The organism is Streptomyces sp. NPDC001514, assembly GCF_053597075.1.
In genome coordinates, this window is the sequence record NZ_JBSFHO010000001.1 from 125,773 (window position 1) to 145,994 (window position 20,222).

The following is a 20,222-nucleotide window of genomic DNA, read 5'->3' on the forward strand; positions in this document are numbered from 1 at the left end:
GACTAGTGGACTCATGAGGAGGAACCCATGCGCGGTGCCAAGAGCGCCAAGTGGGTAGTGGGCGCGATCGTCGTCGCCCTGGCAGCGACCGCCTGTGGCGGGGGCAGTGACAGTGGCTCCGATGCCAACAAGGGTGCGGTCGACCCCAATGGCATCTTCTCCATCGAGCTTGGTGAGCCGGAGAAGCTCCTGCACACCGGTGACACGATGGAGTCGAACGGCTCCGCGGTCATGGACGGCCTGTTCTCGAGGCTCGTCGACTACAAGGCCGACGGATCGCTCGAGATGATCAACGCCGAGTCGGTGGAGAGCACCGACTCGAAGACGTGGACCGTCAAGCTCAAGAAGGGCTGGACCTTCCACGACGGCACCCCGGTGACCGCCAAGTCCTACGTGGACGCGTGGAACTGGAACGCCAACATCAACAACGCCCAGGGCCTGTCTTCCTGGTTCGCGGACATCAAGGGCTTCGACGCCCTGCACCCGGAGAAGGAAGGCGCCAAGCCGACCGCCGAGGCCATGGAGGGCCTCAAGGTCGTCGACGACACCACCTTCACCATCGAGCTGAAGAACCCGGTTCCGTACTTCGCTCACAAGCTCGCCTACATCGTCTTCGCGCCGCTGCCGGAGTCCTTCTACAAGGACCCGAAGGCCGCCGGTGAGAAGCCGGTCGGCAACGGTCCCTACAAGTTCGAGAGCTGGGACCACAAGAAGCAGATCAAGATCGTCCGCTTCGACGGCTACAAGGGCCCGAACAAGGCCAAGAACGGTGGTGTGGTCTTCAAGAACTACACCACCCTCGAGGCGGCCTACGAGGACCTCAAGTCCGGCAACGTGGACGTCCTGCGTCAGATCGCGCCGAAGGACCTCCCGGTCTACCGCCAGGACCTCGGTGACCGCGCCGTGGACCAGGCCTACTCCGCCGTCCAGACGCTGGCCATCGCCTTCTACGCCGACCAGTGGAAGAAGCCGAAGGCGGTCGACCCGAAGGTCGTCCAGGGTCTGTCCATGGCCATCGACCGCAACACCATCACCAAGACGGTGCTGCAGGGTACGCGTGAGCCGGCCACCGGCTGGGTCGCCAAGGGCGTGCTCGGCTACCAGCCGAACGCCGCGGGCGAGGTCACCACGTTCAACCCGGCCAAGGCCAAGGAAATGATCAAGGCGGGTGGCGGCGTTCCGGGCAACGCCATCACCATCCAGTTCAACGCGGACGGCGGCCACAAGGAGTGGGTCGACGCTGTCTGCAACAGCATCACCCAGGCGACCGGTGTCAAGTGCACCGGCGACAGCAAGCCGGACTTCCAGGCCGACCTGACCGCTCGTAAGAGCCAGCAGGTCAAGTCGATCTACCGCTCCGGCTGGGTGCTGGACTACCCGGTCAACTCCAACTTCATCAGCGACCTGTTCCGCACGGGCGCGGCGGGTAACCAGGGTGGCTTCACCAACAAGGCCCTGGACGCCAAGATCGCGGCTGCCGACTCCGCCTCGTCGCTCGACGACTCGGTGAAGCAGTTCCAGGCCATCGAGAAGGACCTGGTCAACTACATGCCGTCGATCCCGCTCTGGTACTACAAGGTCAACGCGGGCTACTCGGAGAAGGTCTCCGGCGTTCAGTACGGCCAGGACGGTGACCCGATCCTGACCGGCGTCGAGGTCAAGAAGTAATCATCCAAGCGTAGTCCGCACGCCGATGCGGGGCTGACGGATCGTCAGCCCCGCCCCGGTGCCTTACGCAGTGGCTGGGGGGCCCTTCCACGACATCCGCGTACCCACTGGGGCGCGGTTGCCGAGGGAGGGCCTGTCCGGCTGCGGCTGTTCACATCTCAACGGAGGCATGATGGGGCGCTATGTCGCACGACGACTGCTCCAGATGATCCCGGTCTTCCTCGGGACAACTGCTCTGATCTTCTTCATGGTCTACAGCCTGCCCGGCGACCCCGTGGCGGGGCTTTTCGGCGACAAGGGCGTGGACCCGGCGACTCTCGCCGCGAAGAGAAAAGAACTGGGACTGGATCTGCCGATCTGGCAGCAGTACTGGAACTACATGACCAACATCGTCCTGCACTTCGACTTCGGCAACCAGATCCGCAACGGTCGCCCGGTCACCGAAGTGCTGGGTGACGCGTTCCCCATCACCCTGCAGCTCGCTGCACTGGCCTTCGCCTTCGAGCTGGTCTTCGGCATCGGCCTGGGTGTCGTCGCGGGCCTGCGCGCCGGCCGCCTGGCCGACAACGCCATCCTGATCTTCACCCTGCTGATCATCTCGATCCCGGTCTTCGTGCTCGGCTTCATCATCAAGATGGTCTTCGCCTTCCAGCTGGACTGGATCGCACCGAACGTCGGCGTCGAGCCAAAGGTGTCGGAGCTGATCGCGCCGGCCATCGTGCTCGGCGGTCTCTCTCTCGCCTACGTGGCCCGGCTCACCCGGACCTCCATGGCGGAGAACCTGCGCGCCGACTACATGCGTACGGCCATCGCCAAGGGCCTGCCGAAGCGCCGGGTCATCGGCGTCCACCTGATGCGCAACTCGATGATCCCCGTCGTCACCTTCCTCGGCACCGACATCGGCGCCCTGATGGGCGGCGCGGTCGTCACCGAGGGCATCTTCAACATCAAGGGCATCGGCGGCGTCATCTACGAGTCGATCTCCCGGCGCGAGGGCACCACCATCGTCGGCCTCGTCACGATCCTGGTGCTCGTCTACCTCGTCACCAGCCTGCTCATCGACCTGCTGTACGCGGTCCTGGACCCGAGGATCCGTTATGCCTGACGTGACCAAGACCGTCGCCGCCGTCGAGGACGCCGTCGCACCCCCCTCTGCGACGGAGCCCGCGCCCCGGCCGAAGCAGGACAAGGCCCGCAGCCTTTGGGGCGACGCCTGGCACGACCTGCGGCGCAACCCGTACTTCCTCGTCTCGTCGGTCCTGATCTTCTTCCTGCTGGTGCTCACCGCCTTCCCGGGCTGGTTCACCAGCGCCTCGCCGACGTTCGGTGACCTCGTCCACCACTACGTGGGCAAGCCGGAACTCGGCAAGATCGGCTCCGAGGGCTGGCTCGGCTACGACATCCAGGGCCGTTCCGTCTACGCCCGTCTGATCTACGGCACCCGCGCCTCGGTCATCGTCGGTATCTCCGTCACTCTGATCGTCACCATCGTCGGCGGCATCATGGGCATGATCGCCGGCTACTTCGGCGGCATCATCGACGCGGTCCTCTCCCGGATCACCGACATCTTCTTCGGCATCCCGTTCCTGCTCGGCGCCATGGTCGTCCTGCAGTCCTTCACCGAGCGCACCATCTGGGTGGTCGTCTTCGCCCTCGCGTTCCTCGGCTGGACCCAGATCACCCGCGTCATGCGCGGTGCCGTGATCACCATCAAGCAGGCCGACTACGTCCACGCGGCGAAGGCGCTGGGCGCCGGTACGACCCGAATCCTGTTCCGGCACATCCTGCCGAACGCCATGGCTCCGGTGATCGTCGTCGCGACCATCGCGCTCGGCGGCTACATCTCGGCCGAGGCGACCCTGTCCTACCTGGGTCTGGGTCTCGCGTCACCCACCATCTCGTGGGGTGTCGACGTCTCCGCCGGTGTCCAGCAGATCCGTACGTCGCAGCACATCCTGCTGTACCCGTCGATCATGCTGAGCATCACCGTTCTGGCGTTCATCATGCTCGGCGAAGCAGTCCGCAACGCCCTCGACCCCAAGCTGCGCTGAGGAGGGCGTACGTGACCATCATCGACAACACCACGACGGTCCCCGCGCCGCGCGACGGCGACAACCACAACGGGCCACTGCTCGAAGTCCGCGACCTGCACGTCGAGTTCCACACCCGGGACGGCGTGGCCAAGGCCGTCAACGGCGTCAACTACTCGGTGAACGCCGGTGAGACGCTGGCCGTGCTGGGTGAGTCCGGCTCCGGCAAGTCCGTCACCGCACAGGCCATCATGGGCATCCTCGACATGCCGCCCGGAAAGATCCCGCAGGGCGAGATCCTTTTCCGCGGCGAGGACATGCTCAAGATGTCCTACGAGGAGCGGCGGAAGATCCGCGGCCAGAAGATCGCGATGATCTTCCAGGACGCACTCTCCTCGCTGAACCCGGTGCTGACCGTCGGCTACCAGCTCGGCGAGATGTTCCGCGTCCACCACGGCCTGTCCAAGAAGGACGCCAAGGCCAAGGCCATCGAGCTGATGGACAAGGTCAAGATCCCGGCCGCCGCGGCCCGGGTCAACGACTACCCGCACCAGTTCTCGGGCGGTATGCGTCAGCGCATCATGATCGCCATGGCGCTGGCGCTGGAGCCGGACCTGATCATCGCGGACGAGCCGACCACCGCGCTCGACGTGACCGTTCAGGCCCAGGTGATGGACCTGCTCGCGGAGCTGCAGGCCGAGTACAACATGGGTCTGATCCTGATCACCCACGACCTCGGCGTCGTTGCCGATGTCGCTGACAAGATCGCCGTGATGTACGCGGGCCGGATCGTCGAGCAGGCACCGGTGCACGAGCTGTACAAGCGCCCCGCGCACCCGTACACGCGTGGTCTGCTGGACTCGATCCCGCGCCTGGACCAGAAGGGCCAGGAGCTGTACGCGATCAAGGGTCTGCCGCCCAACCTGCTGCGTGTGCCGTCCGGCTGCGCCTTCAACCCGCGGTGCCCGAAGGCGGACGACATCTGCCGTACGCAGATCCCGGCTCTGCACCCGGTGACCGAGCAGGACGGCACCGAGCTGCCCGGCCGCGGAAGCGCGTGCCACTTCTGGAAGGAGACGATCCATGGCTGAGCTCAGCAAGAACGATGAGGCCGTGGACGCGACGCCGAACGTGACCGAGGTCGAGACGGTCGACGCCGCCACCGAGGCGGAGGCCGTGGCCGCCCTCGAGGCGCCGGTCGACCGCGGTGAGCCGATCCTCCAGGTGCGCAATCTGGTCAAGCACTTCCCGCTGACCCAGGGCATCCTCTTCAAGAAGAGCGTCGGCGCGGTCAAGGCCGTGGACGGGGTCTCCTTCGACCTCTACCAGGGCGAGACCCTCGGCATCGTGGGCGAGTCCGGCTGTGGCAAGTCCACGGTCGCCAAGCTGCTGATGTCGCTGGAGACCGCGACGGCCGGCGAGGTCTTCTACAAGGGCCAGGACATCACGAGGCTGTCCGGGCGGGCGCTGAAGGCGGTCCGCCGGAACATCCAGATGGTGTTCCAGGACCCGTACACCTCGCTGAACCCGCGTATGACGGTCGGCGACATCATCGGCGAGCCCTTCGACATCCACCCCGAGGTGGCCCCGAAGGGCGACCGGCGCCGCAAGGTGCAGGAGCTGCTTGACGTCGTCGGTCTGAACCCGGAGTACATCAACCGGTACCCGCACCAGTTCTCCGGCGGTCAGCGCCAGCGCATCGGCATCGCCCGCGGTCTCGCGCTCAACCCGGAGATCATCATCTGCGACGAGCCGGTCTCGGCGCTCGACGTCTCCGTGCAGGCGCAGGTCATCAACCTGATGGAGAAGCTGCAGGACGAGTTCAACCTGTCCTACATCTTCATCGCGCACGACCTGTCGATCGTCCGGCACATCTCCGACCGGGTCGGCGTGATGTACCTCGGCAAGATGGCCGAGATCGGTACGGACACGCAGATCTACGACCACCCGACGCACCCCTACACCCAGGCGCTGCTGTCGGCGGTCCCCGTGCCCGACCCGGAGGCCCGTGAGGGCCGCGAGCGGATCATCCTCACCGGTGACGTCCCGTCCCCGGCGAACCCGCCGTCCGGCTGCCGCTTCCGCACCCGCTGCTGGAAGGCCGAGGACAAGTGCGCCACCGAGGTGCCGCTGCTGGCGGTCCCGGAGCGCTTCGTCGGCCAGGACACCCCGGCCGCGCACGAGTCGGCGTGCCACTTCGCCGAGGAGAAGGACGTCGTCCACGCGGTGTGATCTTCGCCCGTACGGCACCTGGGGCGCCCGGAACCACTGAGGTTCCGGGCGCCTTCGGCGTTCCCGGGTGCCGGCGTCCCCTGGCGCGGCGGTCGGACGTCCCGGGGACCGAGGCCTGGCTCGCCGAGGAGGGCGGCAAGCCCGTCGCCTTCGGCATGGTGCGGCAGGAGACCGGCGAGCCCGTGGAGCCCGACGCCCCCTCGTCTGGATCGCCCGTGCGGACTGCGCGGACGATGCGGCGGTGCTCCTGGCCCTGACGACCGCGGCAGCATGGGCTGGGTGCGAGCGCTCGGGGTGCTCCCGTCAGCCCGCGGGCGCGGGATCGGCGCGCTGCTGCTGCGCCAGGCGTTCGCGGAGTTCGCCCGCCGCGGCCGGACCACGGTGGGGCTCGCGGTCGACACCGGCAACACCACGGGTGCGCTGCGGCTGTACGAGCGCAGCGGGATGTCGCTCCACTACTCCGCGGACACCTGGGAACTGACGGTGCCTCTGCGCCCGTGAGCCCTGCTCGCGGAAGTACCGGCGTTGCGTGAGTGCGATATGTGTGGTTTTGGGGTGATATTGGGATCTACGTATCGCCCTGCGCCCCAGGAGGCACGCCATGCGCCGAGCCATCCGCGCCACGCCCGCCCGATGGGCCGCCTGCGCCGCCGCCGTCGTGCTCGCCGCCACCGGCTGCGGCGGCGGTGGCGAAGGCGGCGGCGGTGCCGACGGGATCGTCAGCTCCTCCTGGGGGGACCCGCAGAACCCGCTGGAGCCGGCGAACACCAACGAGGTCCAGGGCGGCAAGGTCCTCGACATGATCTTCCGCGGTCTCAAGCAGTACGACCCGAAGACCGGCGAGGCACAGGACATGCTCGCCGAGAAGATCGACACCACCGACTCCACCAATTTCACCGTCACCGTCAAGGACGGCTGGACCTTCTCCAACGGCGAGCCCGTCACCGCCCAGTCCTTCGTCGACGCCTGGAACTACGGCGCCCACCTCAAGAACAACCAGCGCAACGCCTACTTCTTCGGCTACATCGAGGGCTACGACCAGGTCCACCCCGAATCCGGCGAGCCCACCGCCGCGACCATGTCCGGCCTGAAGGTGACCGGCCCGCGGACCTTCACGGTCAAGCTCACGCAGAAGTTCTCCACCTGGCCCGAGACCCTCGGCTACGCCGCGTTCTCGCCGCTCCCCAAGACCTTCTTCACCGACCACAGCGCCTGGCTGGCCAAGCCCGTCGGCAACGGCCCGTACACCGTCGACTCGTACGCGAGGGGCTCCCAGATGTCCCTGCGCCGCTGGGACCAGTACCCCGGCGACGACAAGGCGGAGAACGGCGGCATCGACCTCAAGGTCTACACGGACAACAACACCGCCTACACCGATCTGACGGCCGGGAACCTCGACCTCGTCGACGACGTCCCCGCGTCCCAGCTCAAGAACGTGAAGGCCGACCTCGGCGACCGGTACATCAACACCCCCGCCGGCATCATCCAGACGCTTGCCTTCCCCTACTACGACCCTGCCTGGAACAAGCCCGGCCAGGAGAAGGTGCGCAAGGGCCTGTCCATGGCGATCAACCGAGGCCAGATCACCGACACGATCTTCCAGAAGACCCGCACGCCCGCCAAGGACTGGACGTCCCCGGTCCTCGGGGCGGACGGCGGCTACGACGACTCGCTCTGCGGTGACGCCTGTACGTACAACCCGGGCGAGGCGAAGAAGCTGATCGCTGAGGGCGGTGGGCTCCCCCGCGGACAGGTGAAGATCTCGTACAACGCTGACAGCGGCTCCCACAAGGAGTGGGTGGACGCCGTCTGCAACTCCATCAACAACGCGCTCGGCAACGACAAGGCCTGCGTCGGCAACCCCGTCGGCACCTTCGCCGACTACCGCAACCAGATCACCCGGTCCAAGATGACCGGCCCCTTCCGGGCCGGCTGGCAGATGGACTACCCGCTCATCCAGAACTTCCTCCAGCCGCTCTACTACACCAACGCCTCCTCCAACGACGGCAAGTGGTCCAACGAGGAGTTCGACCGGCTCGTCGACGAGGCCAACGCCGAGACCGACACGGCGAAGGCCATCGGCACGTTCAAGCAGGCCGAGGGGGTCGTACGGGACCAGATGGCGGCGATCCCGCTCTGGTACCAGAACGGCAGCGCCGGCTACTCGGAACGGATCAGCAACGTCTCGCTCAACCAGTTCAGCGTCCCCGTCTACAACGAGATCAAGGTCAGCTGACGGCCGCCCGGCCGCTGTTCGCCCGGACCCGCACCCCCAGGAGCCCCGCATGGGACGTTATGTGATCCGGCGTCTGCTCCAGATGATCCCGGTCTTCATCGGCGCGACGCTGCTGATCTTCCTGATGGTGAACGTGATGGGCGACCCCATCGCCGGGCTGTGCGGCGAGCGGGAATGCGACCCGGCGACCGCCGCCCAGCTGCGCAAGGAGTTCGGCCTCGATAAGCCCGTGTGGCAGCAGTACCTGACCTACATGGGCAATGTCTTCACCGGGGACTTCGGCACCGCGTTCAACGGCCAGCCGGTCACCGAACTGATGGCCACGGCCTTCCCGGTCACCATCCGGCTCACCCTCGTCGCGATCTTCTTCGAGATCGTCATCGGCATCGGCCTCGGCGTGCTCACCGGACTGCGCCGCGGCCGTCCCGTCGACACCTCCGTGCTGCTGCTCACGCTGGTGGTCATCTCTGTCCCGACCTTCGTCACCGGCCTGCTGCTCCAACTGCTGCTCGGGGTGCAGTGGGGCTGGATCAGACCCTCCGTCTCCTCCGAGGCGGCGCTCGGCGAACTGATCGTGCCGGGACTCGTGCTCGCCTCCGTCTCCCTCGCCTACGTCACCCGGCTGACGAGGACGTCCATCGCCGAGAACAAACGCGCCGACTACGTCCGCACGGCGATCGCCAAAGGACTGCCGCGCCGCCGCGTCATCGGCCGCCACCTGCTGCGCAACTCGCTGATCCCCGTGGTCACCTTCATCGGCGCCGACATCGGCGCCCTGATGGGCGGCGCCATCGTCACCGAGCGGATCTTCAACATCCATGGCGTCGGCTACCAGCTCTACCAGGGCATCCTCCGCCAGAACACCCAGACCGTCGTCGGCTTCGTGACCGTGCTGGTGCTCGTGTTCCTGGCGGTGAACCTGCTCGTCGACCTTCTGTATGCCGTACTCGACCCGAGGATCCGCTATGCCTGAGCCGCAGTACGACGACGGGGGAGCCATCGCCCCGACCGGCGCCGGCGGCGCGATGGACCTCGCCACGAGCGAGGGCGAGACCCTGGAGAAGGTCCCCGGCGGACCGCTCGGCACCGGCCCCGCCGGCAAACCGCGCAGCCTCTGGTCCGACGCCTGGCGCGATCTGCGCCGCAATCCCGTCTTCATCGTCTCGGGACTGATCATCGTCTTCCTCGTGATCATCTCGATCTGGCCGTCGCTCATCGCCTCCGGCAACCCGCTCACCTGTGACCTCGCCAAGGCCCAGGAGGGCTCCCAGCCGGGCCACCCCTTCGGCTTCGACGGCCAGGGCTGCGACGTGTACACCCGGGTCGTCTACGGCGCCCGCACCTCGGTGACCGTCGGCGTCTGCGCGACCCTCGGCGTTGCGCTCCTCGGGTCCGTACTCGGCGGGGTCGCCGGATACTTCGGCGGAGCTCCGGACTCCGTCCTGTCCCGGCTCACCGACGTCTTCTTCGCCATCCCGGTCGTCCTCGGCGGCCTGGTACTGCTGTCCGTCGTCACCAGCAACACGGTCTGGCCCGTGATCGGCTTCATGGTGCTGCTCGGCTGGCCGCAGATCACCCGCATCGCGCGCGGCGCGGTGATCACGGCCAAGCAGAACGACTACGTCCAGGCCGCGCGGGCCCTCGGCGCGTCCCACTCCCGGCTGCTTCTGCGGCACATCACGCCCAACGCGGTGGCGCCGGTCATCGTCGTGGCGACGATCGCGCTCGGTACGTACATCGCGCTGGAGGCGACCCTCTCGTACCTCGGCGTCGGGCTGCGGCCGCCCACCGTGTCGTGGGGCATCCAGATCTCCGCCGCGTCCCCGTACATCCGCAACGCCCCGCACATGCTGCTCTGGCCGGCCGGTGCGCTCGCCATCACCGTGCTCGCGTTCATCATGCTCGGCGACGCGGTGCGCGACGCCCTCGACCCCAAGCTGCGCTGAGGAGGCGGTGGTCGCGATGCTGCTCGAAGTGCGCGATCTGCACGTGGAGTTCCGGACCAGGGACGGAGTCGCCAAGGCCGTCAACGGTGTCAATTACGCGGTCGACGCGGGCGAGACGCTCGCCGTGCTCGGCGAGTCCGGCTCCGGCAAGTCCGTCACGGCGCAGGCCGTCATGGGCATCCTCGACATCCCGCCGGGCCGGATCACCGGCGGCGAGATCCTCTTCCAGGGCCAGGACGTGCTGAAACTCAAGGAGGAAGAGCGGCGGAAGATCCGCGGCGCCGGGATGGCGATGATCTTCCAGGACGCGCTCTCCTCGCTCAACCCGGTGCTGACCGTCGGCGACCAGCTCGGCGAGATGTTCACCGTGCACCGCGGGTTGTCGAGGAAGGACGCCAGGACCCGGGCGGTCGAGCTGATGGACCGGGTGCGGATCCCCGCCGCCAAGGAGCGCGTCGGTCAGTATCCGCACCAGTTCAGCGGCGGTATGCGCCAGCGCATCATGATCGCCATGGCGCTGGCGCTGGAGCCGGACCTGATCATCGCGGACGAACCGACCACCGCGCTCGACGTGACCGTGCAGGCGCAGGTCATGGAGCTGCTCGCCGAGCTCCAGCGCGAGCTCGACATGGGGCTCATCCTCATCACGCACGACCTCGGAGTCGTCGCGGACGTCGCCGACAGGATCGCCGTGATGTACGCGGGCCGGATCGTCGAGACCGCGCCCGTGCACGACATCTACCGGGCGCCGGCCCATCCGTACACAAGAGGGCTGCTCGACTCCATCCCGCGTCTGGACCAGAAGGGCCAGGAGCTGTACGCGATCAAGGGCCTGCCGCCCAACCTCATGAACATCCCGTCCGGCTGCGCCTTCCACCCGCGCTGCCCCATGGCGCAGGAGGTGTGCACGACCGACGAGCCGGAGCTGTTCCCCGTGAGCCGGGACCGGGGGAGCGCCTGCTTCTTCTGGAGGCAATGCCTCCACGGGTGATCGCCCGGTCCCGGGAGGACGCTTCCAGTACCGGTGGGGAGTGTGCGACTGCCAGAAGGACCAGGCGCTGCACGGTGTGCCGTAGCGCGACTTGATGTCTCTTGGTGCAAACGGGCTAAAAGTGCGCTCTGGGCGTCGTAGCGGGATATTCAAGTGCTGAGCGACGCAGTGAAGGAGCGCCTCCATGGCCGAGCCGAGCAAGCCCAGCAGGCCCAGCGAGCCGAGCAGGCCCAGGGAGCCGAGCAGGCCGGGCGAGCCGATCCTCGAGGTGCGCGGACTCCACAAGTACTACCCGCTCACCCGGGGCATCGTCTTCAAGAAGAAGGTGGGGGCGGTCAAGGCAGTCGACGGCGTCGATGTCGACCTGTTCCAGGGCGAGACCCTCGGCATCGTCGGCGAGTCCGGCTGCGGCAAGTCCACGCTCGCGAAGATGCTCGTCAACCTGGAGCGGCCGACGAGCGGCGAGATCCGCTACAAGGGCGAGGACATCACCAAGCTGTCCGGGCGTGCGCTCAAGGCGGTGCGCCGCAACATCCAGATGGTGTTCCAGGACCCGTACACCTCACTGAACCCGCGGATGACCGTCGGCGACATCATCGGCGAGCCCTACGAGATCCACCCCGAGGTGGCGCCGAAGGGCTCCCGCAGACAGAAGGTCCAGGAGCTCCTGGACGTCGTCGGGCTCAACCCCGAGTACATCAACCGTTATCCCCACCAGTTCTCGGGCGGCCAGCGTCAGCGCATCGGCATCGCGCGCGGGCTCGCCCTGCGGCCGGAGATCATCGTGGCCGACGAGCCTGTGTCGGCGCTCGACGTGTCCGTACAGGCGCAGGTCGTCAATCTGCTGGAGCGACTGCAGAGCGAGTTCAGTCTGTCGTACGTCTTCATCGCGCACGACCTGTCGATCGTCCGTCATATCGCGAACCGGGTGGGCGTGATGTACCTGGGCCGGATCGTGGAGATCGGCAAGGACGCGGAGATCTACGAGCATCCGACGCATCCGTACACACAGGCGCTGCTCTCGGCGGTGCCGGTGCCCGACCCGGAGGCGCGCGAGCACCGGGAGCGGATCATCCTCACCGGCGATGTGCCCTCACCGACGAACATCCCGTCCGGCTGCCGCTTCCGCACCCGCTGCTGGAAGGCGCAGGAGCGGTGCGCGCTCGAGGTGCCGGAGCTGGCGGTTCCGGCGGTCTTCCGGTTCATCGACGGGCCCGCCCGGCACGACTCCGCGTGCCACTTCGCGGAGGAGAAGCACGTGGTGCCCGACGAGGACGAGCTGGGCGGGCCGCAGACGGGCCCCGCCCCGCCCACCGCCTAGACCCGCCACGACCTGGACCCGCCACGACCTGGACCCGCCCGGCCCTCTGGAGCCGGCCGGCTTCTGGACCGACCTGCCCGGCCCCTAACCCGCCTGGCCCACGCGCCGGCTCCGCGCCGCTTCGACCGTCTCGCGGCGGAGGAAGGCCAGCCGGGCCCTCTTCTCCGGAAGGAAGACCTCCGGGAGATCGATCTCCGGCAGGACGATCTCCGGCCCGAGCTCGAAGCCGGTACGAGCCAACCGCTCGACCGCCTTGGCGTTGCGGACGTCCGGCTCGGCGACGATCCGCCGGACCTTCGGATCGGACAGGACGCAGTCGATGAGGACGGTCAGCATGGCCGCGCTGAAACCTGGCCGGGGCCCGCCCTGTGCGGGCCCGATCATCAGGTGGACGCCCATGTCGCCGGGCTCGGCGTCGTAGCACTCGCTGACGCGGTCCGCCTCCGGCTCGTATGTCTGGAAGAGCATCACGGGCCGGCCGTCGCACTCCACCAGCCACGCGTGGTGCGTGGTGAGCGTGTCCATGTGCCGGTAGATCTCCAGCACCTCGGCACGGCTCGCCTCGCCCATGCCCCAGAAGCGGGCGCGCTCCTCGGTGACCCAGGAGTGGATCGTGTCGACGTCGCGCTCCGGGTCCAGGCGGCGGACGCGGACCGTACCGAAGCCGTCGGCGGCCTGCTCGTACACGGCTTCAGTGGTCATGGTGGTGGCTCTCCTTCGTGAGCTGTGCGAAGTCGGTGACGACGGGGACGAGTTCGCCGCGCAGCCACAGCGGCAGCTGGTCGCGGTGATGGGCGTCGCCCGGGATGCCGCGAGCGCCCAGCGGGACCACCCAGAGGCTGTCGTCGCGCCGGGCGAGGTCCCACACGTAGCGGGCAGCCGGCCCGCGCGCGGCGTGGTCCGTGAGGCCGGGGACGCTGGACGTGGCGAGTACGCAGTCGTGGTCGCCGGCCATCCCGGGCCACTCCTCGTCCTCCGTCAGGGGCAGTGCCTGCCAGGGTGCGAGCCGGTGCCGCTCGCCCCAAGGGGCCTCCTGCGGGTCCGCCGCGGCCTCCTCGACGGCCTGACGGACGATCTCGGCCCGGTCGATGCCCGGCAGCAGCTTGGTCGCAAGCAGCCCCTCCAGCGCGTAGCCGGTCTTCACGACGAGGGCGAGCCAGGGCTGGAACACCGCAGGGTACGGCAGCGGCCCGGCGAGGTCCGCCAGCTCCGGGTGCGCGGCGAGCCGCCGTACGACAGCGTGCCGTACCGAGGCATAGGCAGCGGCGACGGTGCTGTCGGCGTCCATCCGGCGGTCCCAGCGCAGCAGCCGGTCCCGCAGCTCGGCGGCGGCCGGAGCGAGCCCCTCCAGCCCGGCCAGCAGGTCGAGGAGCGGGCGGGCGGACGCCAGATGCGTGTCCATGTGCACGGCCGCCATGTCCGGGGCGGTCCAGGACTTCGACTCCCGCAGCAGTGCGGCGATGCGCTCGGCCCGGTGCGGGGACGCGAACTCGACGCCGAGGGGCCCCGCGAGCGCGCGTTCGTTCGCCATGACGGCGAAGTCCTCGACCTCGGCGCGCGGCATCGGCTCGTGCCAGCCCTGCCAGTCGTGCCCCTGCTCCCACGCCGGCACGACCCGCAGCCGGTTGTCCCGGTGCCGCAGCGGCACCCGTCCGGCGGTCCGGTGCAGCAGTCCGCCGGAGGTGTCGGCGGCCTGTACGACGTTCACGGGCTCGACCCACTGCTCGAACGCCCGGTCCACGTCGGCGACGCTGCGGGCTCTGAGCAGGGCGGGGATCGCTGCGAAGCCGAGGTCGGCGGTGACGCGTGGGACGTAGCGCAGGCTGATCGCCTCCGCGGTCCCGTCGTCGGTGCCCGCGCCGCCGGGGGCTCCGCCGATGATCACCGGTCCGCGGTCGGTCTCGATCACCTCGACCGTGACGGGTTCGCCGCCCGCCACCTCGACGGCCTCGGTGCGGTACGCGGCCGGTCGCCAGCCGTCCGGGCCGAGCGCCTCGATCCCGCCGTCGTCCGTGCGCCGCAGCCGCTCCCGGTACAGGTCCTGGTAGTCGGCCATCGCGTTGGTGATCGACCAGGCGACGGAGCCGGTGTGGGCGAAGTGGGCGACGCCCGGGACACCGGGGAAGGCCAGGCCGACGACGTCGTACTCGGGACAGACCAGATGGACCTGCTGGTAGACGCCGGGGTCCTCGATGAAGCGGTGCGGGTCGCCCGCGATGATCGCGGACCCGGTGCGGGTACGGCCGCCCGGGACGAGCCAGCCGTTTGAGCCCGCCGTGCCGGGGCCGTCCATCGCGAAGAGCTCGATCGCCTCGTCGCCGAGCCGTCGCGCGACCTCCTCGCGCCACAGCTTGGTCGGGAAGCCCGCGAAGAGGATGTGCGTGGAGAGCCAGACCGCCAGTGGGGTCCAGGGGTTCCACACCCCCGGGGCCGCCCCGGCCTTCGCGAACTCGGGTGCGGCCGCGGCGCCCTGCGTGAGGCCGTCGCGGACCCCGTCGACGTACGCCCCGACCCAGTCGCGGGTCTCCGCGTCGAGCGCCTCGTAGCAACGCCGGGCCGTGTCGTCGATCCGCACCTGCCGGGCGAACCGGTCCCAGGCGACGGCCTCCGCGCCCAGGAAGGAGGCTGTCGTGCCCTGCGCCCTGTGCCGCTCGACCTCCAGCTGCCAGGCCCGGTCGACGGCGGCGTTGTGCCCCTGGGCGTAGGCGAGTTCGCTCGCGCTGCCCGCGCGCAGATGCGGGATGCCCCACGCATCCCGGTAGACCTCGGTCCCGGTGCTCACACCGCTCCTCTCTTAGGTTAGGCTGACCTAACCATAGCGGGGTCGAGGGTGAGGAGCGCAGGGTGGGGCATGGCTGGGAGGGCATGGTCCTCAAGCTGATGCGGGGCAAGGACTTCGCATTCACGGTGACCGGGGCGGAGCAGGTCACCGAGCAGTACCGTCGGGTCCGTCTCACCGACGGCGGCATGCTCGGCGCGACCGGAGTGCACCCGACGATGTGGGTGCGGCTGTGGTTCGACAACGCGGGCAAGCCGCACCAGCGCGCCTACACCCTTGTGGACCCCGACCCCGAAACCGGCACCTTCAGCCTGGAGTTCGCCCTCCATGACGGCTGCGCGAGCGACTGGGCCCGTAAGGCCCGGCCGGGCGACACGATCGAGGCGACCGTCCAGGGCACCGGTTTCACCGTGCCCGATCCGCTGCCGTCCCGGCTGTTCGTCATCGGCGACCCGGCCTCGCTGCCCGCGATCAACTCGCTCCTCGGCTCCATGCCGGGGACTCCCGCCACCATCTGGTTCGAGACGCCGCACGAGTCCGACGCCGAACTCCCGGTACGGACCGACCCGGACCGCCACGAGCTGCGCAGAGTCCCGCGTCGCGACGCCGGCGCCCGGCTGGTCGAGGAGGTACGGGCCGCGCTGCCGGGCCTGCTCGGGGACGACCCGGCGAAGGCGTACGTCTGGATCGCCTGCGACGCGACGACCACCCGCACCCTCACGTCGTACGTCCGCAAGGAGCTCGCCGTGCCCAAGGACCGGGTGCACTCCCTGGGGTACTGGCGCACGACGCCGCCGTCCGGGACGCGGTGATTGTCCGTCAAATTCGTTAACGCCCAGGCAACTCCGCCGACCCGGCACCGATATACGAACGCGTCACACTGAACTCCGTACGGCCGTGCGGGTGCCGTAGACCGGCCGGGACGCGTGAGCGCCCCGGCCGGTTTTATGCGCCGGCGGCCTTCGGCCGTGGTCGGGGCCCTATTCCTGGCCCTGCCCCAGGCCCAGCGACCGCCTCAGGAAGTCCACCTGGAGCAGCAGCAGGTTCTCGGCGACCTGTTCCTGAGGGGTCATGTGGGTGACTCCGCTGAGCGGAAGCAGCTCATGGGGGCGGCCCGCCGCCAGCAAGGCCGACGACAGACGGAGGCTGTGGGCCATCACCACATTGTCGTCCGCCAGGCCGTGGATGATCATCAACGGCCTCGCCGGCTCCGCCGCACCGCTCAGCCCGTCGTCCGTGACGAGCGAGTTCGCGGCGTACACCTCGGGCCGATCGTCAGGGACGCCCAGATAGCGCTCCGTGTAGTGGGTGTCGTACAGCCGCCAGTCGGTGACCGGCGCCCCCGCGATCGCCGCGTGGAAGACGTCGGGGCGCCGGAGCACCGCCAATGCGGCGAGGTAACCCCCGTACGACCAGCCTCGGATCGCCACCCGGCCGAGGTCGAGCGGGAACCGGCCGGCGAGGTCCTGCAGCGCCTCGATCTGGTCGTCGAGCGTGAGTGTGAAGTCGCCCTCGATCGCCTTCTCCCAGGCGGGGGAGCGGCCGGGGGAGCCCCGTCCGTCCACGACGACCACTGCGAAGCCCTGTTCGGCGAACCATTGCGAGGTGAGATGCGCATTGTGTGCGGCGACCACACGCTGGCCGTGCGGCCCGCCGTAGGGATCGAGCAGCACGGGAAGCGCACCGTCCGACTCCCGGTGGCCGGAGGGCAGCAGGACGGCGCACGGAATGCGCCGTGCGCCCCCTTCGGTGAGGATCACGCGAGCGGACAGGACCGGTTCCTCCGCGTGCGAGGGGATCACGGCGACGAGCTTCCCGTCCCGCAGCACCTGAACCGTCGAGCCGCTCGAATCCGGACGTGCCGAAGCGAGTACGGTCACCGCTCCGGAACGTACCGCCGAGTGCAGCCCCACACCCTCGGAAACCCGCTCCACGCCCCGCTCGTCGACCCGGTACACATGGATCTCGCCGGTCTCCGGCTCGGCCGCGTCCGCACCCGCCGACGCCGAGACCAGGACATCCGCATCCCCGATGTCCAGCACCGCCCGCACGTGCAACTGCGCCCCGGTCAGCGGCCGGTCGCCCACCGCCAGCACCCGCGCACCGCCCTCGTCGGCGATCCGCACCAGCCGCCCGTCCGGAGCCCACGCGGGCGCCCCTGACAGCAGCTCGATCCACACCGGGTCCTCGTCCGCGTGCACCGTGCGCGTCCCACCCGTATCGGTGTCCACGGCGAGATACAGCGCCGTGCGCTGGTCCCGCGCCTGCACGAGCAGCAGCGGAGCCCCGGACGACGACCAGTGGACGCGTGCCAGGTACGGGTACCGCCCCCGGTCCCAGACGACCTCCGTCCGCTCGCCGTCGAGCCCGACCAGATACAGCCGTACGTCCGCGTTGGCCGTCCCCGCCGCCGGATACGCGACCGGCGCGGGCTCCCGGTCCGGATGCGCCGGATCCGCCATCCACCACCGCTGTACGGGAGACTCGTCGACGCGCGCCACCAACAGCCGGTCACTCTCGGGCCCCCACCAGAACCCGCGGGTACGGCCCATCTCCTCGGCCGCCAGGAACTCTGCGATGCCGTACGTCGTCTGCGCGTCCTCCGGCTCGGCGAGCGCGCGGTCCCCGTCCCCCTCCGCGCCGATCACCCGCAGCGCACCCTGCGCCGCGTACGCGACGTACCGCCCGTCCGGCGAGGGACGCGGGTCGATCACCGGCCCGGTGGCGGGCAGTTCACGTGATGTGCCGGCCCGCAGCTCCGCCGTGAACAGCCGACCGGACAGCGCGAAAGCCGCCAACTCCACTTCCCGGTCAACGGCATAGCCGACGATGCCTCCGGACCCCTCGCGGCTGCGCTCCCGGCGCGCACGCTCCTCGGCGGGCAACTCCTCGGCGGCTCCGCCCAGCAGTGCGTCGGGATCGGCGGCGACGCGCTCACGCACCTCCCCGGCGAGGTCGAGCACCCAGAGCCGGTGGGCCCGTTCCGTCCCCGAGGGGGAGCGGAGGAACACCACCCGGGAGCCGTCGGGCGCCACCGTGAACGCACGTGGTGCGCCCAGACCGAAGCGCTGCGTCCTGGCGTACTGGCGGGGAAACGAGAGCGGGACGGAAGGCTGGCCGGAGGGTGGGCCGGAGGGCGTACGGGGGAGCTGCTGCCTCGAGGTCATGTGGCCGAATCTAGTGCCGTGCGCCCCCGCGTGCTGCTGTGCACCGATCGATGCGTGGGTGTGGATAGTTATGATCCGTGTCGCCAGGTGGGTAGGAATCCTCCGGCACGTGGGCACATGCGTTCTGACCGTTGCGAACCGAATATCTGTGGAGGTGAACCGCCGTGGCACTCTCGATTTCGGCGGTGGTGCTGCTGGCGATCATCGTCTTCCTGCTGGTCAAGAAATCCGGGCTCAAGGCCGGGCACGCGGCGGTCTGCATGCTCCTCGGGTTCTATCTGGCCAGCTCCTCCATCGCGCCCACGATCAGCGAGCTGACCACGAATGTCGCGGGCATGATCGGCGGCATCAAGTTCTAGGGCTGATCCGGAAGCAAGGACGGGGAGCCTGATCGGGGAGCCGGTTCGGGAAGCCGGTTCGGGGAGCCGGATCGGGAAGCCTGATCCGGAAGACAGGCCCTGGCCCCGGGCCTCGTAGGCTGGGGTCATGACGGACCTGCCAGCCCGTCGTCTGCTCCTGGTGCACGCGCACCCCGACGACGAGTCGATCAACAACGGCGCCACCATGGCGCGGTACGCCGCCGAGGGCGCCCGCGTCACGCTGGTGACGTGCACCCTCGGCGAGGAGGGCGAGGTCATCCCGCCCGAGCTCGCCCATCTGACCGCCGACAAGGAGGACAGCCTCGGCGCGCACCGGATCGGCGAACTGACGGCCGCCATGGCCGCGCTGGGCGTCACCGACCACCGCTTCCTCGGCGGCCCGGGCCGTTTCCGCGATTCCGGGATGATGGGCCTGCCCCAGAACCGCCGCCCAGGCGCCTTCTGGAACACGCCGGTGGACGACGCAGCGCCGCACCTCGTCGAGGTGATCCGCACGGTGCGTCCGCAGGTCCTCGTCACGTACGACCCCCGCGGCGGCTACGGCCACCCCGACCACATCCAGGCGCACCGTGTCGCGATGCGGGCCGCCGACCTCGCCGCCGAGCCGGCCTTCCGGCGCGACCTCGGCGACCCGCACACCATCGCCAAGATCTACTGGAACCGGGTGCCGCGCTCGGTCGCGGAGGAGGCCTTCGCGCACCTGCGGGCCGGCCACGGAGCCCATACCTTCCCGGGAATCGCGGACATCAGCGATATCCCGGGCGTCGTGGACGATTCGGAGATCACCACCGAGATCGACGGCACCGCGTACGCCGACCGGAAGTCGGCCGCGATGCGGGCCCACGCCACCCAGATCGCGGTGGACGGCCCCTTCTTCGCACTCTCCAACGACCTGGGCCAGCCGCTGTTCACCACCGAGTACTACCAGTTGGTACGCGGCGAATCCGGCGCACCGGCCGGTGCGCGCGAGTACGACCTGTTCGAGGGGATGGCCTCATGACCGAGCCCGGAGCCTGGATGACCAAGTCCCTGAAACCTGGACGCATCGCCGCATATCTCGGCCTCGCCGTCCTCGGCTTCCTCGTCGGAACCGCCGGCTCGCTGGTCCAAGCCGCCTGGTTCCCGGCCGGGTTGCTGCTGGCGCTGCTCGGCGTCGCGGGGCTCTTCTACGGCGGGCTGCGCGCCACCGGCACCCAGCTGGGCGTGGTCGCACCCGCCGCGGGCTGGATCGCAGCGGTGCTGCTGCTGAGCGCCGGACGGCCGGAGGGCGACGGCCTCTTCGCCGGCGGGATCGGTGAGATCGTCTTCCTGCTGGGCGGAATGGTTGTTGCTGTGATCTGCGCCACCATGGCGCGGTTGCCGCAACCGGGCGGGCGTACAGGCCGACTTGGCACGTGACGTGTCCCGTCTCAGGCCGAAATGACCATGCCGTGACCCAGCCCCGCGCAGCGCATGCGGAACGCCGCTTCCCG

At 69.2% G+C, this 20,222-nt stretch carries 18 protein-coding genes; 15 read left to right on the top strand and 3 right to left on the bottom strand.

The window, feature by feature from the left end; genetic code table 11:
• The first annotated feature begins 27 nt into the window (after window positions 1–27).
• The 11 genes from ACWCXB_RS00540 to ACWCXB_RS00590 all read left to right on the top strand — a co-directional run bounded on the left by ACWCXB_RS00540 (window position 28) and on the right by ACWCXB_RS00590 (window position 12,424).
• On the top strand, window positions 28–1,668 hold the full coding sequence (locus tag ACWCXB_RS00540; protein WP_450717436.1) for a peptide ABC transporter substrate-binding protein: 1,641 nt from the start codon (window positions 28–30) through the stop codon (window positions 1,666–1,668).
• A gap of 172 nt (window positions 1,669–1,840) precedes the next feature.
• Window positions 1,841–2,773, top strand: a complete 933-nt coding sequence (locus tag ACWCXB_RS00545; protein ID WP_450718178.1) for an ABC transporter permease — start codon at window positions 1,841–1,843, stop codon at window positions 2,771–2,773.
• Window positions 2,766–3,719, top strand: coding sequence for an ABC transporter permease (locus ACWCXB_RS00550; RefSeq protein WP_450717438.1), 954 nt, complete (start codon window positions 2,766–2,768; stop codon window positions 3,717–3,719). The genes ACWCXB_RS00545 and ACWCXB_RS00550 overlap by 8 nt, the downstream gene beginning before the upstream one ends.
• A gap of 11 nt (window positions 3,720–3,730) precedes the next feature.
• The gene (locus ACWCXB_RS00555; RefSeq protein WP_450717440.1) at window positions 3,731–4,789 is read left to right on the top strand and encodes an ABC transporter ATP-binding protein; all 1,059 of its coding nucleotides are present in this window, start codon (window positions 3,731–3,733) and stop codon (window positions 4,787–4,789) included.
• Window positions 4,782–5,930, top strand: coding sequence for an ABC transporter ATP-binding protein (locus ACWCXB_RS00560; protein ID WP_450717442.1), 1,149 nt, complete (start codon window positions 4,782–4,784; stop codon window positions 5,928–5,930). Before ACWCXB_RS00555 ends, ACWCXB_RS00560 begins: the two co-directional genes overlap by 8 nt.
• A gap of 270 nt (window positions 5,931–6,200) precedes the next feature.
• Window positions 6,201–6,431, top strand: a complete 231-nt coding sequence (locus ACWCXB_RS00565) for a GNAT family N-acetyltransferase (protein WP_450717444.1) — start codon at window positions 6,201–6,203, stop codon at window positions 6,429–6,431.
• A 100-nt stretch (window positions 6,432–6,531) separates the two neighbouring features.
• Window positions 6,532–8,166 (top strand): peptide ABC transporter substrate-binding protein, encoded by a 1,635-nt coding sequence (locus tag ACWCXB_RS00570; protein ID WP_450717446.1) that lies wholly within the window; start codon window positions 6,532–6,534, stop codon window positions 8,164–8,166.
• Between the two features lie 49 nt (window positions 8,167–8,215).
• A complete protein-coding gene (locus tag ACWCXB_RS00575; RefSeq protein ID WP_450717448.1) occupies window positions 8,216–9,139 on the top strand; it encodes an ABC transporter permease in 924 nt (307 codons plus the stop codon).
• Window positions 9,132–10,112, top strand: a complete 981-nt coding sequence (locus tag ACWCXB_RS00580) for an ABC transporter permease (RefSeq protein ID WP_450717450.1) — start codon at window positions 9,132–9,134, stop codon at window positions 10,110–10,112. Before ACWCXB_RS00575 ends, ACWCXB_RS00580 begins: the two co-directional genes overlap by 8 nt.
• Before the next feature lie 16 nt (window positions 10,113–10,128).
• Window positions 10,129–11,103, top strand: a complete 975-nt coding sequence (locus tag ACWCXB_RS00585; protein WP_450717452.1) for an ABC transporter ATP-binding protein — start codon at window positions 10,129–10,131, stop codon at window positions 11,101–11,103.
• A gap of 184 nt (window positions 11,104–11,287) precedes the next feature.
• Entirely contained in the window at window positions 11,288–12,424 is a 1,137-nt protein-coding gene (locus ACWCXB_RS00590; protein ID WP_450717454.1) for an ABC transporter ATP-binding protein, read from the top strand.
• An 84-nt stretch (window positions 12,425–12,508) separates the two neighbouring features.
• Here the strand turns inward: ACWCXB_RS00590 and ACWCXB_RS00595 are convergent, their stop codons facing one another.
• Together ACWCXB_RS00595 and ACWCXB_RS00600 are read right to left on the bottom strand one after the other, a co-directional pair.
• Window positions 12,509–13,126: a GNAT family N-acetyltransferase gene (locus ACWCXB_RS00595; RefSeq protein ID WP_450717456.1), complete on the bottom strand. Its 618-nt coding sequence runs from the start codon at window positions 13,124–13,126 to the stop codon at window positions 12,509–12,511.
• Window positions 13,116–15,206, bottom strand: a complete 2,091-nt coding sequence (locus tag ACWCXB_RS00600; protein ID WP_450717458.1) for a penicillin acylase family protein — start codon at window positions 15,204–15,206, stop codon at window positions 13,116–13,118. Before ACWCXB_RS00600 ends, ACWCXB_RS00595 begins: the two co-directional genes overlap by 11 nt.
• A 62-nt stretch (window positions 15,207–15,268) precedes the next feature.
• Here ACWCXB_RS00600 and ACWCXB_RS00605 point away from each other — a divergent pair, with 62 nt between their 5' ends.
• On the top strand, window positions 15,269–16,015 hold the full coding sequence (locus ACWCXB_RS00605) for a siderophore-interacting protein (protein ID WP_450717460.1): 747 nt from the start codon (window positions 15,269–15,271) through the stop codon (window positions 16,013–16,015).
• Between the two features lie 168 nt (window positions 16,016–16,183).
• Here ACWCXB_RS00605 and ACWCXB_RS00610 read toward each other — a convergent pair whose 3' ends face one another.
• Window positions 16,184–18,370, bottom strand: a complete 2,187-nt coding sequence (locus ACWCXB_RS00610; RefSeq protein WP_450717462.1) for an alpha/beta fold hydrolase — start codon at window positions 18,368–18,370, stop codon at window positions 16,184–16,186.
• A 164-nt stretch (window positions 18,371–18,534) separates the two neighbouring features.
• On the opposite strand from ACWCXB_RS00610, the gene ACWCXB_RS00615 reads away from it, so the two are divergent.
• The 3 genes from ACWCXB_RS00615 (at window position 18,535) to ACWCXB_RS00625 (ending at window position 20,148) form a co-directional block, all read left to right on the top strand.
• Window positions 18,535–18,729: a hypothetical protein gene (locus tag ACWCXB_RS00615; RefSeq protein WP_242329672.1), complete on the top strand. Its 195-nt coding sequence runs from the start codon at window positions 18,535–18,537 to the stop codon at window positions 18,727–18,729.
• Between the two features lie 127 nt (window positions 18,730–18,856).
• A complete protein-coding gene (gene mshB / locus ACWCXB_RS00620) occupies window positions 18,857–19,750 on the top strand; it encodes an N-acetyl-1-D-myo-inositol-2-amino-2-deoxy-alpha-D-glucopyranoside deacetylase (RefSeq protein WP_450717464.1) in 894 nt (297 codons plus the stop codon).
• Window positions 19,747–20,148 carry a DUF6113 family protein gene (locus tag ACWCXB_RS00625; RefSeq protein ID WP_450717466.1) on the top strand — a complete coding sequence of 134 codons (402 nt, stop codon included), beginning with the start codon at window positions 19,747–19,749 and terminating at the stop codon, window positions 20,146–20,148. Before mshB ends, ACWCXB_RS00625 begins: the two co-directional genes overlap by 4 nt.
• The last annotated feature ends 74 nt before the right edge of the window (window positions 20,149–20,222 follow it).

What these genes read in the sequence shown, in the direction of transcription:
- mshB (WP_450717464.1), top strand. Translation starts at nt 18,857, where the DNA reads ATGACGGACCTGCCAGCCCGTCGTCTGCTCCTGGTGCACGCGCACCCC.
- ACWCXB_RS00545 (WP_450718178.1), top strand. Translation starts at nt 1,841, where the DNA reads ATGGGGCGCTATGTCGCACGACGACTGCTCCAGATGATCCCGGTCTTC.
- ACWCXB_RS00575 (WP_450717448.1), top strand. Translation starts at nt 8,216, where the DNA reads ATGGGACGTTATGTGATCCGGCGTCTGCTCCAGATGATCCCGGTCTTC.
- ACWCXB_RS00540 (WP_450717436.1), top strand. Translation starts at nt 28, where the DNA reads ATGCGCGGTGCCAAGAGCGCCAAGTGGGTAGTGGGCGCGATCGTCGTC.
- ACWCXB_RS00570 (WP_450717446.1), top strand. Translation starts at nt 6,532, where the DNA reads ATGCGCCGAGCCATCCGCGCCACGCCCGCCCGATGGGCCGCCTGCGCC.
- ACWCXB_RS00610 (WP_450717462.1), bottom strand. Translation starts at nt 18,370, where the DNA reads ATGACCTCGAGGCAGCAGCTCCCCCGTACGCCCTCCGGCCCACCCTCC.
- ACWCXB_RS00580 (WP_450717450.1), top strand. Translation starts at nt 9,132, where the DNA reads ATGCCTGAGCCGCAGTACGACGACGGGGGAGCCATCGCCCCGACCGGC.
- ACWCXB_RS00550 (WP_450717438.1), top strand. Translation starts at nt 2,766, where the DNA reads ATGCCTGACGTGACCAAGACCGTCGCCGCCGTCGAGGACGCCGTCGCA.
- ACWCXB_RS00625 (WP_450717466.1), top strand. Translation starts at nt 19,747, where the DNA reads ATGACCGAGCCCGGAGCCTGGATGACCAAGTCCCTGAAACCTGGACGC.
- ACWCXB_RS00595 (WP_450717456.1), bottom strand. Translation starts at nt 13,126, where the DNA reads ATGACCACTGAAGCCGTGTACGAGCAGGCCGCCGACGGCTTCGGTACG.
- ACWCXB_RS00585 (WP_450717452.1), top strand. Translation starts at nt 10,129, where the DNA reads ATGCTGCTCGAAGTGCGCGATCTGCACGTGGAGTTCCGGACCAGGGAC.
- ACWCXB_RS00590 (WP_450717454.1), top strand. Translation starts at nt 11,288, where the DNA reads ATGGCCGAGCCGAGCAAGCCCAGCAGGCCCAGCGAGCCGAGCAGGCCC.
- ACWCXB_RS00560 (WP_450717442.1), top strand. Translation starts at nt 4,782, where the DNA reads ATGGCTGAGCTCAGCAAGAACGATGAGGCCGTGGACGCGACGCCGAAC.
- ACWCXB_RS00565 (WP_450717444.1), top strand. Translation starts at nt 6,201, where the DNA reads ATGGGCTGGGTGCGAGCGCTCGGGGTGCTCCCGTCAGCCCGCGGGCGC.